Consider the following 12,775-nt stretch of genomic DNA (forward strand, 5'->3'; position numbering starts at 1 on the left):
CAGCAGGGAGTCGATCACCGGCGCGACCAGCTCCCCTGAAGGATGGGTCGGAAGGGTCGCGGTACCGGCCAGCACGGCGTCGCCGTAACGCTCGAGAAGGGTCAGCGACAGGGCGTGGCGGCGGGCGAAGTCGAGGCGGGAGAAGGCCTCCGCCTCCTCCCGCGCCGGACCGGGGAGGATCTGGCGCCATCCGCCCAGCTCCTCGACCAGCGCTCCGAGGCGCGCCAGCCCGTCGGTCCCGCCCAGGTCCAGCGCCGTCACGACGGGGAAATGGTTCACGCCGGTGATGGTGGGCCGGACCGCCTCCCACGGCAGTCCGAAGGCCAGGGCAACGTCCAGGCAGTAGTGGCCCACCTCGTGGCACAGCCCGACGACGCTCACGCCCGTGCGGCGGGCCACGGCGCGGGTGAGGCAGCTCATCGGGTTGGTGATGTTGAGCATGACGGCGCGGGGGCACAGCTCCGCCATGTCCTCGGCGATGCCGACGAGAACGGGGATGTTGCGCAGGGACCGGTTGATGCCGCCGGGGCCGACGCTGTCACCCACCGACTGCCGGATGCCGTGGCGGGCCGGGACGTCGAGGTCGACCGCCATGCTCGTGAACCCGCCGGTGGAGATTGTGACCACGACGAAGTCGGCGCCGGCGAGGGCGCGCCGGCGGTCGGTGGTCGTCTCGACGGTGGCCTTCGACCCGAGCAGCTCGTCGGCGCGGCGGAAGACCCCCTCCATCCTCGGGAGCGGCGCGCTGTCGACGTCCATCAGCGCGACGTGACAGCCGGCCAGCGACGCCGTCCCCAACAGGTCGGTGATCAGCTTGGGGGACCACTGGTAGCTGCCGCCCCCGATGATCGTCACCTTCACCGCGCCGCACCCCCGCGTCGAGGCGCTCACGGTAGGGCACCAACCGCGCCCCGGGCGCCGCCGGGTGGCATCCTTCCGGGTTGAGAAGCCCGCAGTGACCGAAACCTCCACCACGCTCCCCACCGGGGCCAAGCCACCCCCCCAGGCCCGCCGCCTGTTGCGGCCCCTCACCCTCGTGGTGCTCCTGATCGTGGTGGCGACCACCCTGGCTGCCTCGTGGGCCACCCGCAACCTGGTCCGGGACCAGGAGAGCCGGCTCCTCCAGGAGCGGACCAAGGAGGTGGCGCTGGTCCTCAACGAGGCGGTAGGCACCATCCAGTCCGAGCTGGCCACCCTCGGCAGCCAGCTGCAGCTCCCCGGGGGGCTGGACCGGTTCCCGGCCTACGCCGCGGCCCAGGTCGGCGGCGCCGGGGGAGGAACGGCTGTGGCCCTGCTGCAGCCGTCCGGGACGGGCTTCGTGGTGGTGGCGGCCGCCGGCAAGGGCCTGTCGACCGGCCAGGGCCTGGGCGGGGGCGTCGCCGCCACCGCCTCGACCGCGCTGCACCATCCCGGCGTCTACACCACGCCCGTCTACAGCCGGGCCGGCGCCCGTCTGCTCGGCCTGGCCACCGGGCCGCCGGCGGCACCCCCGGGGATGGTCCTCTACCGGGAGACTCCGGCCGCGGGCCGGAGCCCGAGCTCTTTGCAGTCCGGGCCCTACTCGGAGCTGTACCTGGCTCTCTACGACAGCCCCCGCCCCCGATCGGACACCCTGGTGCTGGCCAACACCCTGCAACTGCCGCTTCCGGGTCCGGTCGTGTCCGAGCAGTTCAAGCTCGGCCAGAGCCAGTGGTTCCTCGAGGTGGCGGCCCGCCAGCCGCTGGTCGGCTCGGTGGCCGGCCGGGCGGCGTGGTTCGTGCTCGGCGTCGGCCTGCTGGGTGCGGTGCTGATGGGGCTGCTGGCGGAGATGATCGGGCGCCGGCGCGACTACGCCCTGGCCCTGGTCGACGAGCGCACCGCCGCCCTGCGGGCCTCGCTCGACGAGCTGGCCGCCGCCCAGGCCCAGCTGGTCGACCGCGAGCGCCTGGCGGCCATCGGCCAACTGGCCTCCGCGGTCGGGCACGAGCTGCGCAACCCCCTCGGCGTGATCAGCAACTCGCTGTACCTGCTGCGGCGCAGCAGCGACCCCGACGACGAGAAGGTGCGCCGGCAGCTCGACACCGCCGATCGCGAGGTGTCCGCCGCCACCCTGATCGTCTCGGACCTCCTCGAGTACGCCCGGGGGCGCCAGCCCATCATCGCCGGGGTGGCCCTCGACCAGCTCGTCGAGGAGGTGCTGTCGGTTTCCCCGGCCCCGGACGGGATCGACGTCTCGTGGGACGGCGCCGCTGACGTGCCGCCTGTGGCCGCTGATCGGGACCAGCTCCGCCAGGTCCTGCTCAACCTGGTGACCAACGCCTACGACGCCATGCCCGACGGGGGCGCCATCACGGTGGACGCGGCGCCGGACGGGTCGGGACGCATCCGCATCCGGGTGGCGGACACCGGCTCCGGAATGGCGCAGGACACCCGGAGCCGGGTGTTCGAGCCCTTCTTCACCACCAAGGCACGCGGCGTGGGGCTGGGCCTGGCGGTGTCGGCCCGGATCGTCGGCGCCCACGCCGGCACCATCACGGTCGACAGCACGCCCGGCGCCGGCACCACCTTCGTCATCGACCTGCCCGTCTTCTCCGGGGAGAACGGGGCGTGACGACCGTGCTGGTGGTCGACGACGAGCCGGGGATGCGCGAGACCCTGACGGACATCCTCGAAGGGGCCGGCTACGCCGTGGTCGTCGCCTCCGACGGTGACTCGGCCATGGCCGCCTTCCGGACCCAGCCTGTCGACGTGGTGGTGATGGACGTGCGCATGCCCGGGCGGGACGGCGTGTCGGTGCTGCAGGAGATGAACGGTCCGCCGCCTAACGTGATCATGATGACGGCCTACGCCATGGAGGAGCGGCTGCGCGACGCCATGGACTCGCGGGCCTACGCCATGGTGCACAAGCCCTTCCAGGCGCGCTACCTCCTGAGCCTGGTCGAGGAAGCCACCGGAAGCCCGGCATGAACCCGCCGGCGGACGGCGCCGGTGCCGGCGGGTCGGTGCTGGTCGTGGACGACGATCCCGGGATGCGCGACACCGTCGTGGACATCCTCAGCGGCAACGACATCGAGGCCGTCGGGGCGGCGTCGGCGGCCCAGGCCCTCGACCGGGCGCGGGTGGGGGCCACGGCGGTGGCGGTGGTCGACTACCGGCTGCCCGACGCCAGCGGCGCCGAGCTGGGCGCCCGCCTCAAGGAGCGCGACCCCGACATCCAGGTCGTGCTCGTCACCGGCTACGCCACCCTGGAGACGGCCATCGCCGCCGTTGGCCTGCTCGACGACTTCCTCACCAAGCCCGTCCCTCCCGACCAGCTGGTCCGGTCGGTCCGGTCGGCGCTGGACCGGTGGCGGCTGCGGCGGGAGAACGCCGAGCTGCTCAGCCGGCTGAGCGACTCGAACCGCCGCCTCCAGGAGAGCGTGGCCGAGCGGACCCGGGACCTCGAGGGCGTGATCAGCCTGGCCGGATCGCTCAGCCGGGCGGTGGCGGTGGGGGAGGCGGCCTCGGCCGGAACGGCGGCGCTCGTGGCCGCCACCGGGTCCGACGCCGGCGCCGCCTACGTCCTCGACGAGTCCGACACCCTCCTCGAGCTGAGCGCCGACGTCGGCGGGGCCGAGCCCTTCCCGCCCCGGCTTCCCCTCAATGGATCGGTGGAAGGCGGTCGCGGGGGCGGGCTCGACTCGGCCGACCGCGTCGAGCTCCAGGTGGCCGGCCAGCCGGTCGGGGTGATCTTCCTGATCCGCCCCCGCCAGAGCAACCCCGAGCTGGTAGCCGCCCTCTCGACGCTGGCCGCGCTGGCCGTCCAGAACGCCCAACGGTTCGGGCGCGAGCGCCAGACGGTGGAGCGGCTGTCCGAGCTCGACCGGATGAAGGACACCCTTCTCGCCAGCGTCTCCCACGAGCTGCGCACCCCGCTCACGGCCATCGTCGGGTTCGCCGAGGTGCTCGAGCGCCAGGGCGACGCCATCCCGGCCGACCGGCGCCAGGAGATCCTCCACCGCATGGTGGCCCAGGGGGCCCGGCTGTCCCGGCTGATCGAGAACGTGCTGAGCTCGATCACGATCAAGGGCCAGGCCATGCAGGTGACCATCGGGCCGGTCCCGGTCGCCGACGTGGTCGAGCGGGTGCTGGGCTCCCTTCCCGACCGGGTGAACGTGAACGTGGACGTCGACGCCGACCTGCAGGTCCTGGCCGACACAGGCCGGCTCGAGCAGGTGGTGGGCAACCTGGTCGACAACGCCGTCAAGTACGCCGGGGACGACCTCAGCATCTCGGCCCACCTCCACGGAGCCGACCGGGTGGAGCTGGCCGTGGCCGACCGGGGCCCGGGGATCGACCCCGCCGCCCTCGCCGAGGTCTTCGACCCCTTCGTGCAGGGGCCCTCGGGCCCGACCGTGCAGGCCGGCGGGGTCGGCCTCGGGCTCTACATCGCCCGCCAGCTGGTCGAGGCCATGGGCGGCACGATCGAGGTCGACAGCGGGGCGGGGGAGGGGTCGATCTTCCGGGTGCGCCTGCGGGCCGCCTGACCGGAGCCGATCGAACACCCGTTCGGTACAGTTCCCCCCGTGCCCTCGAGCCGGGCGGCCACCATCCTCCATGCCGACCTCGACGCCTTCTACGCCTCCGTCGAGCAGCTCCTCGATCCCCGCCTCCGGGGCCGGCCGATAGCGGTCGGGGGCGGAGTCGTGCTGGCCGCCTCCTACCAGGCCAAGGCCTTCGGGGTGGAGGCCGGCATGGCCGGGTGGCGGGCCCGCCAGCTGTGCCCGGGCCTCGAGTTCGTGGGCGGCCACTTCCGCGAGTACCAGCGGCTGGCCGACGAGGTGATGGCGGTGTTCCACGACTTCACCCCGCTGGTCGAGCGGGTCTCGATCGACGAGGCGTTCCTCGACGTGGCCGGAGCGGTCCACCTGTTCGGGCCGGCGCCGGAGATCGCCGCCTCCATCCGCCGGCGGGTCCGCGACGAGGTGGGCCTGGCCGTCTCGGTCGGGGTGGCGCGGACCAAGCACCTGGCCAAGATCGCCTCCCAGGTCGCCAAGCCCGACGGCTTGCTGCACGTCCCGCCCGACCATGAGCGGGAGTTCCTCGACCCGCTCCCGGTCGGGCTGATCTGGGGGGTGGGCCCCGCCACCCGGGCCCGCCTGGCGGGGGTCGGCATCCGTACCATCGGGCAGCTGGCGGCCATGCCCACACCTCTCCTGGCCGGGCTGGTCGGGGATGCGGCGGGGACCAAGCTCGGCTCCCTGGCCCTCAACGAGGACGGCCGCCGCATCGAGACCGGCCGGGTGGCGTCGTCCATGGGGGCCCAGGCCGCCCTCGGCCGGCGCCGGGCCGAGCCCGATCTGGTGAGCTCGACCCTCGGTTACCTGGCCGACCGGGTGGCGGGACGGCTGCGGGCGGCGGGGCGGGCCGGGCGCACGGTGGCGGTCCGGGTCCGGTTCCCGGGCATGCGCTCGGTGACCCGCTCGGTGACCCTCGAGCTGCCGATCTGCACCACCCGCACCCTGGCCGAGGTGGCCGTGGACCTGGTGGGGCGGGCCCTGCGGGACGAGGCCGGCCAGCGGGAGATCACGCTGCTCGCCATCTCGGTGTCGGCGCTGACCGACCAGCCCACCATCCAGGCCGAGCTGCCCCTGCTCCTGCCGGGGACGGCCCACCGCCCCGGCAGCCCCCTAGGTGCCGCCCGTTGGGCGGTGGACCGGGCCGTCGACGCCGCCCGCCGCCGCTTCGGCCGCGAGGCGGTGGGCTACGCCGGGGTGGTGTTCGGCCCCGGCTCCTCCGTTCCCGACGAGTTCCGGGAGCTGGCCGAGCGGTGAGGGGCCGGGCCCCGAACGGTCAGGTCAGCGGCTCGGGGGCCAGGGTGAACGTCCGCTCGAGGTGGGCGGTGTCGTTGAAGCGGCGGATGGCCCAGCGCCCCTCGGTCGCGACCAGATGGCTGACCGACCCGTTGTCCGCCCCCAGGAAGGCGAAAGGCCGGCAGCCGGTGGCCTGGCGCATGATCTCGGCGATCACGCCGCCGTGGGTGAACACCGCCACCCGCCCGTCGGGATGGGCGCCCACGATCCGGGCCAGCCCCGCCCCCACCCGCGCCGCCAGGGCCTCGCTGGTCTCGGCGCCCGGGATGGTGTCCCAACGCTGCTCGGCCATCATCCGGAGGGCGGCGGGGTGGCCCTCGGCCACCATCTTGCGGAACAGGCCCCCCTCCCACTCCCCGAGGTAGACCTCCCGCAGGTCCGCCTCCACCCGGACCTCGAGACCGGTGCGGCGCGCTAGGGGGGCAGCCGTCTCCCGGGTCCGGCGCAGGCTGGTGACGTAGATGGCGTCGATCTGCTCGAGCGCCAAGCGCTCCCCGACCCGCTCCGCCTCCTCCTGTCCCTCCGGTGCCAGCGGGGGATCCCCATGGCCGTCGACGAGGGGGAACGGCTCGTCGGGGCGGGCCGGCCACGACTCCCCGTGGCGGACGATCAGCAGCTCGGTGGCCCCGGGCTGCGCCTCGAAGCGGTGCTGGCGGTACTCGGTCGGTTCCCCGCCGCTCACCGGGCCCGGGCGCCGGTCTGGTGCAGCTCGATCATGTTGCCGGCCGGGTCGTGGACGAAGGTCTGCAGCCCGGTGCTCACCGCCATCGGCTCCCCGACCTCGACCCCCCGGTCCCGGAGCTCGGTGACCGTGGCCGCCAGGTCCTCGACCAGGATGGCGAAGTGCTGGCCCGGGGCCGGCTTGCTGTCGGACTCGAGCAGGTGGAGCTGCTGGCCGCCGGCGTCCAGCCACGCCCCGCCGAACCCGAAGTCGGGTCGGTCGTCGCGCACGGTAAGGCCGAGGACGCCGGTGTAGAAGTCGATGGCGGCAGGGACGTCGCCGACGTTGATGGACACGTGGTGCACGGCCAGAGGTTTCACCCCCGAGACCTTAAAGCGACATCGGGTCGGGTGCCTCGGGATCGAGGCCGTAGCGCCGGATGGCGTCCTCGACCTCCTCGGGCTTGCCGTCCCCCGACTCGGACAGCGCGGCGAGCACGGCGGTCGTCACGTGCTCGGCGTCGACCTCGAAGTAGCGCCGGAGCGGGGCGCGGGCGTCGGAGCGCCCCCACCCGTCGGTGCCGAGGGGCCGGAACACGCCCGGCACCCAGCGGGCCACCTGGTCGGGCACGGCCTTCATGAAGTCGGTGACCGCCACGACCGGTCCCTCGCTGGCGGCCAGCGCCTCGGTGACGTACGGTGCCCGCGGCGGCGAGCCGGCGTGCAGGCGGTTCCAGCGCTCGGCGGCCAGGGCGTCCTCGCGCAGGGCCTTGTACGACGTGACCGACCAGCACTCGGCGGCCACGCCCCAGTCCCGGGCCAGCATGTCCCGCGCCTGGACGGCGGCCGACCACGCCGTGCCCGAGAACAGGATCGTGGCCCGCCGGCTGCGCCCGTTCCCGGCGCTGTCGGTCGGGGCGGGGCTGAACCGGTACATGCCGGCCAGGATCCCGGCCCGCACCGCCTCGGCCTCCTGGTCCTCGGGCAGGGCGGGCATGGCGTAGTTCTCGTTGTACAGGGTGAGGTAGTAGAAGCGGTCCTCCGGGTCGGGGCCGTACATGCGCCGGATCCCGTCGGCCACGACCGTCCCGAGCTCGTAGGCGAAGGCGCAGTCGTAGGCGCAGAGGGACGGGACCGTCGACGCCAGGACCAGCGAATGGCCGTCGTCGTGCTGCAGGCCCTCCCCCTCGAGGGTGGTGCGCCCGGCGGTGGCACCCATCAGGAAACCCCGGCCGCGCGCGTCCCCGAAGGCCCAGATCAGGTCCCCGACGCGCTGGAACCCGAACATCGAATAGAAGAGGTAGAACGGCACCATCGGCTGGCCGTGCACCGCGTACGACGTGCCGGCGGCGGTCAGCGACGCCATCGATCCCGCCTCGGTGATGCCCTCCTCCAGGATCTGGCCGTCCTTGGCCTCGTGGTAGGAGAGCTGGAGGTCGGCGTCGACCGGCGTGTACAGCTGACCGGTCGAGGCGTAGATGCCGAACTGGCGGAACAGGGCGTCGAGCCCGAAGGTGCGCGCCTCGTCGGGGATGATCGGCACGACCAGCCGGCCAATCTGCTCGTCGCGCAGCAGGTTCCGCAGCATGACGGCGAAGGCCATCGTCGTGGACACCTCCCGCCCCCCCGACCCCCGGTCGAACTCGGCGAAGACCTCCGCCTTGGGCAGGGGCAGGGGCCGGGACCGCACAACCCGCCGGGGCAGGAAGCCGTTGAGGGCCCGGCGCCGCGCCATCAGGTACTCGTAGGCCTCGGACCCCTCGGGCGGCCGGTAGTACGGGGGCAGCTCGGCGTCCAGGGCCTCGTCGGGCACCTCGTCCTGGAGGTACAGCCGGTCGCGCAGGGCGGCCAGCTGGGCCTTGTTCATCTTCTTGATCTGGTGGGTGGCGTTGCGGGCCTCGATCTGCGGCCCGAGGGTCCAGCCCTTGATCGTCTTGGCCAGGATGGCGGTGGGCGTGCCGGTGTTGTCGGTGGCGGCCTGGTAGGCGGCGTAGAGCTTGCGGTAGTCGTGGCCGCCGCGCGGCAGGGCCTGCAGGTCCTCGTCGGACAGGTGCTCGACCAGGCGCCGCAGGCGGGGGTCGGGGCCGAAGAAGTGCTCGCGGATGTAGGCGCCGGTCTCCGTGGCGTACTTCTGGAACTGGCCGTCGACCGTGGTGTTCATCTTGTTGAGCAGCACGCCGTCGACGTCGCGCGCCAGCAGGTCGTCCCACTTCGATCCCCAGATCACCTTGATCACGTTCCAGCCCGCGCCCCGGAAGATGGCCTCGAGCTCCTGGATGATCTTCCCGTTGCCGCGGACCGGGCCGTCGAGGCGCTGCAGGTTGCAGTTCACGACGAAGATGAGGTTGTCGAGGCCCTCGCGTGCGGCCAGGGACAGGGCGCCGAGAGTCTCGGGCTCGTCGCACTCCCCGTCCCCGACGAAGCACCACACCCGGCTGTCGGACGTGTCGAAGATCCGGCGGTCCTGCAGATAGCGGTTGAACCGGGCCTGGTAGACGGCGTTGATCGGGCCCAGGCCCATCGACACCGTCGGGAACTCCCATACGTCGGGCATGGCCCGGGGATGGGGGTAGGAGGTCAGGCCCCGCGCCCCTTCGTGGAGGGCGGCGATCTCCCGGCGGTAGTAGTCGAGCTCCCGCTCGGACAGCCGGCCCTCGAGGAAGGCCCGGGCGTAGACGCCGGGGGCGGCGTGGCCCTGGAAGTAGACCTGGTCACCCGACGTGCCGGCGTCCTTGCCCCGGAAGAAGTGGTTGAAGCCGACCTCGTACAGGGAGGCGGAGGAGGCGAAGGTGGCCAGGTGGCCACCGATGCCCGGGGAGCGGCTGTTGGCCCGGCTCACCATCACCGCTGCGTTCCAGCGGATGTAGGCCCGGATGCGCCGCTCCATGTAGTCGTCGCCCGGGAACCAGGGCTCCTGGTCGGACGGGATGGTGTTCACGTAGGGGGTCGACACGGTGGCGGGGAAGCCCACCTGGGCCAGCCGGGCCCGCTCGAGGAGCTTCATCAGCAGGAACCGGGCCCGGGTCCGGCCCTGGACCTCCACGATCTGGTCGAACGAGTCGACCCACTCCCGCGTCTCCTCCGGATCGGTGTCGGGCAGCTGGTGCGAGAAGCCGTCGAAGATCACGGCCTCCATGGTCGCGCCGTACCGGCACCGTCGTGTACAACTCCGGGGTGCCGGAGGGGACCACCGTGTACACCGACGGCGCCTGCCTCGGTAATCCCGGCCGCGGAGGGTGGGCGTGGGCCGTGCCCGGCGGGCGCTTCCGCAGCGGCGCCGCCGGCCACTCCACCAACCAGCGCATGGAGATCACCGCCGCCCTGGAAGCTCTGGGAGAGCTGACCGGGGCCGTCACCGTGGTCAGCGACTCGACCTACGTCGTGAACTGCTTCCGCGACCGCTGGTACGAGGGGTGGATCCGCCGGGGCTGGCGCAACGCCCAGAAGAAGCCGGTGGCCAACCAGGACCTGTGGGCGCCGCTCCTCGAGCTGTACCTGCCCAGGCGGGAGGAGGTGGCGTTCCGGTGGGTGAAGGGCCACGGGGACGACCCGATGAACGACCTGGTCGACCGCCTGGCCGTGGAGGCCGCCACCCTGCAGGAGGGACGGGAGGGGACGGGGCGCCCCGACGACCTCGGCCCGCCCGACCGCCCGTACCGGCCGCCCCGGAGACCCGCGTAGAGTCCGCTGTATGGAGCTGGAAGGGACTTCGGCCGTCGTCACGGGAGGGGCGTCGGGCCTCGGGGAGGCCACGGCGCGCCTGCTCGCGTCACGCGGGGTGAAGGTGGTGGTGGCCGACCTCCAGGCCGACAAGGGGGAGCAGCTGGCGAAGGAGCTGGGGGGCGCCTTTTCCCGGACGGACGTGACGGTGACCGACCAGATCGTGGCCGCCGTCGACGCCGCCCGGGACCTGGGCCCGCTGCGGAGCCTGGTCAACTGCGCCGGCATCGGCTGGGCCACCCGGACGATCGGCAAGGACGGGCAGTACTCGAGCGCCCACGACCTGGGCGCCTACCGCAAGGTGATCGAGGTCAACCTGATCGGGACCTTCGACTGCATCCGCATCGCCGCCACCGCGATGAGCCAGAACGACCCCGACGAGGACGGCCAGCGCGGGGCCATTGTCAACACCGCCTCGGTGGCCGCCGAGGACGGCCAGATCGGCCAGGCCGCCTACTCCTCGTCGAAGGGCGGCATCGTCGGGATGACGCTGCCGGTGGCGCGGGACCTGGCCCCGGTCGGGATCCGGGTGAACACCATCCTGCCCGGCCTGATCGACACCCCGATCTACGGCAGCGGGGAGGCCGCCGACCAGTTCAAGGAGCGCCTCGGCGCCGGCGTGCTGTATCCGAAGCGGCTGGGGCGCCCCGAGGAGTTCGCCCGGATGGCGGTGGAGCTGCTGACCAACGACTACATGAACGCCGAGTGCGTCCGGCTCGACGCCGGGATACGCATGCAGCCCCGCTAGGAAGGGAGCGCTCGGATGGCCGAGGAGTTCGACGTCGTCGTGATCGGCGGCGGGCCGGGCGGCTACGCCGCGGCCCTGTACGGCGCCAACGCCGGGCTGTCCTTCGCCGTGGTGGAGCGGGACAAGGTGGGCGGCACCTGCCTGCACCGGGGCTGCATCCCGGCCAAGGAGTTCCTCGAGACCGCCAGCGTGTTCCGCACCGTCGAGCGGGCCAAGGAGTTCGGGATCCAGGCCTCCCAGCCGTCCGTGGAGTTCGCCACCAGCCAGGCCCGCAAGCAGAAGGTGGTCGACGGCCTGTGGAAGGGCCTGGCCGGGCTCATGCGGTCGCGGAAGATCCGGATCGTCGAGGGCACCGGCCGTCTCGACGCCGACGGGGTGGTGAGGGTCGACGACGGGACCGAGCTGCGGGGACGCCACACTGTCCTGGCCGCCGGCTCCGTGCCCCGCAGCATCCCCGGCTTCGACGTCGACGGCCGCCTGGTGATCACCTCGGACGAGCTGCTCATGCTGGAGTCGCTGCCGGCGTCCGCGGTCGTGATCGGCGGCGGGGCCATCGGCTGCGAGTTCGCCTCCATGCTGGCGGACCTCGGCACCCAGGTCACGATGCTGGAGGTCCTGCCGAAGATCCTCCCCGGCTGCGACACCGAGGTGGCCGACCTGGTGCTGCGCTCGTTCAAGCGCCGGGGCATCGACGTCCACACCGGCGTGCAGGTCCAGGGTCACACCCCGGGCGGGCACGGGACGACCGTGCACTTCGGCAACGGGCAGTCGGTTGCCGTGGACACCGTGGTGGTGTCCGTCGGGCGCCGCCCCCGCGCCGAGGGCCTGCTCGGCGACGGCTCTGGGGTCGAGCTCGACTCCCGCGGCTTCGTCGCGGTCGACGAGCGGATGCGCACCTCCCGTGACGGCGTGTACGCGGTGGGGGACCTGGTGGCGGTCGGGTCGGGGCCGCACCCGCAGCTGGCCCACGTCGGCTTCGCCGAGGGGATCCTCGTCGTCAAGGACATCCTGGGGGAGGCCGCCATACCGGTGGACTACTCCCGGGTGCCCTGGTGCATCTACTGCCACCCCGAGGTGGCCTTCGCCGGGATGACCGAGAGCGCGGCGCGCGACGCCGGCCACGACGTGGTGGTCAAGAAGATGCCGGCCGGGCACGGTGGCCGGGCCCAGATCATCGGGGAGACCGAGGGAATGGTGAAGGTCGTGGCCGAGCGGGGCGCCGACGGGCGGGCGGGGCGGATCCTCGGTGTGCACATGGTCGGCCCTTGGGTCACCGAGCAGCTCGGCCAGGCCTACCTGTCGGTCAACTGGGAGGCCACCGTCGACGAGGTGGCGCAGTTCATCCAGCCCCACCCGACTCTGTCCGAGACGTTCGGTGAGGCGGTGCTCGCGCTCACCGGAAGGGGGTTGCACGGCTGATGGCCGACGTCACCATGCCGCAGCTGGGGGAGACCGTCACCGAGGGGACGATCACCCGGTGGGCCAAGCAGGTCGGTGACCGCGTCGAGCAGGACGAGGTCCTGTTCGAGGTGTCGACCGACAAGGTCGACTCCGAGGTGCCTTCGCCCGTTGCCGGCTTCGTCCAGCAGATCCTGGTGGGCGAGGGGGACACGGTCGACGTCGGCACCACGCTGGCGGTGATCGGGGACCAGCCCGCCGGCGGGGGGGACGGCTCGACCGCCGCCCCTTCCGAGGCCCGGCCCGCCGAGGAAGCGGCGCCGGAGCCGGCACCGGAGCCGGCGCAGCAGGAGCTGAGGCCGGAGGAGCCGGCCCCCCAACCCCAGCCGGCGCCGGCCCCGGCCCCCCCCCCCCCACC

At 73.1% G+C, this 12,775-nt stretch carries 12 protein-coding genes; 8 read left to right on the plus strand and 4 right to left on the minus strand.

Going from position 1 to position 12,775, the window contains the following annotated elements; translation table 11 throughout:
- A partial coding sequence (locus tag VFW24_14765; GenBank protein ID HEX5268025.1) for a hypothetical protein occupies window positions 1–891 on the minus strand: 891 nt, incomplete at its 3' end.
- 64 nt (window positions 892–955) lie between these two features.
- Here VFW24_14765 and VFW24_14770 point away from each other — a divergent pair.
- From VFW24_14770 to dinB, 4 genes are read left to right on the plus strand one after another with little or no spacing between them, the layout of a single operon-like run.
- Window positions 956–2,590: an ATP-binding protein gene (locus tag VFW24_14770; GenBank protein HEX5268026.1), complete on the plus strand. Its 1,635-nt coding sequence runs from the start codon at window positions 956–958 to the stop codon at window positions 2,588–2,590.
- Entirely contained in the window at window positions 2,587–2,946 is a 360-nt protein-coding gene (locus VFW24_14775) for a response regulator (GenBank protein HEX5268027.1), read from the plus strand. The genes VFW24_14770 and VFW24_14775 overlap by 4 nt, the downstream gene beginning before the upstream one ends.
- A complete protein-coding gene (locus tag VFW24_14780; protein ID HEX5268028.1) occupies window positions 2,943–4,505 on the plus strand; it encodes an ATP-binding protein in 1,563 nt (520 codons plus the stop codon). Before VFW24_14775 ends, VFW24_14780 begins: the two co-directional genes overlap by 4 nt.
- Before the next feature lie 39 nt (window positions 4,506–4,544).
- Window positions 4,545–5,792, plus strand: a complete 1,248-nt coding sequence (dinB, locus tag VFW24_14785) for a DNA polymerase IV (protein ID HEX5268029.1) — start codon at window positions 4,545–4,547, stop codon at window positions 5,790–5,792.
- 19 nt (window positions 5,793–5,811) lie between these two features.
- Here the strand turns inward: dinB and VFW24_14790 are convergent, their stop codons facing one another.
- The 3 genes from VFW24_14790 to aceE are packed head-to-tail and all read right to left on the minus strand — an operon-like array spanning window position 5,812 to window position 9,627.
- A complete protein-coding gene (locus VFW24_14790) occupies window positions 5,812–6,513 on the minus strand; it encodes a histidine phosphatase family protein (GenBank protein ID HEX5268030.1) in 702 nt (233 codons plus the stop codon).
- Window positions 6,510–6,872: a VOC family protein gene (locus VFW24_14795; GenBank protein ID HEX5268031.1), complete on the minus strand. Its 363-nt coding sequence runs from the start codon at window positions 6,870–6,872 to the stop codon at window positions 6,510–6,512. Before VFW24_14795 ends, VFW24_14790 begins: the two co-directional genes overlap by 4 nt.
- Before the next feature lie 10 nt (window positions 6,873–6,882).
- Entirely contained in the window at window positions 6,883–9,627 is a 2,745-nt protein-coding gene (gene aceE / locus VFW24_14800) for a pyruvate dehydrogenase (acetyl-transferring), homodimeric type (protein HEX5268032.1), read from the minus strand.
- 23 nt (window positions 9,628–9,650) lie between these two features.
- Between aceE and VFW24_14805 the strand changes: the two genes are divergently transcribed.
- From VFW24_14805 to VFW24_14820, 4 genes are all read left to right on the plus strand, one after another.
- Window positions 9,651–10,172 carry a ribonuclease H gene (locus tag VFW24_14805; protein ID HEX5268033.1) on the plus strand — a complete coding sequence of 174 codons (522 nt, stop codon included), beginning with the start codon at window positions 9,651–9,653 and terminating at the stop codon, window positions 10,170–10,172.
- A 10-nt stretch (window positions 10,173–10,182) separates the two neighbouring features.
- The gene (locus VFW24_14810) at window positions 10,183–10,959 is read left to right on the plus strand and encodes an SDR family NAD(P)-dependent oxidoreductase (GenBank protein HEX5268034.1); all 777 of its coding nucleotides are present in this window, start codon (window positions 10,183–10,185) and stop codon (window positions 10,957–10,959) included.
- A 15-nt stretch (window positions 10,960–10,974) separates the two neighbouring features.
- Window positions 10,975–12,378, plus strand: a complete 1,404-nt coding sequence (gene lpdA / locus VFW24_14815) for a dihydrolipoyl dehydrogenase (GenBank protein ID HEX5268035.1) — start codon at window positions 10,975–10,977, stop codon at window positions 12,376–12,378.
- The coding region (locus VFW24_14820) for a biotin/lipoyl-containing protein (GenBank protein HEX5268036.1) at window positions 12,378–12,775 on the plus strand (398 nt) is incomplete at its 3' end. The genes lpdA and VFW24_14820, both read left to right, overlap by 1 nt.

It is taken from the genome of Acidimicrobiales bacterium, assembly GCA_036273495.1.
In the GTDB taxonomy this organism is placed as follows: Bacteria; Actinomycetota; Acidimicrobiia; order Acidimicrobiales; family JAJPHE01; genus DASSEU01.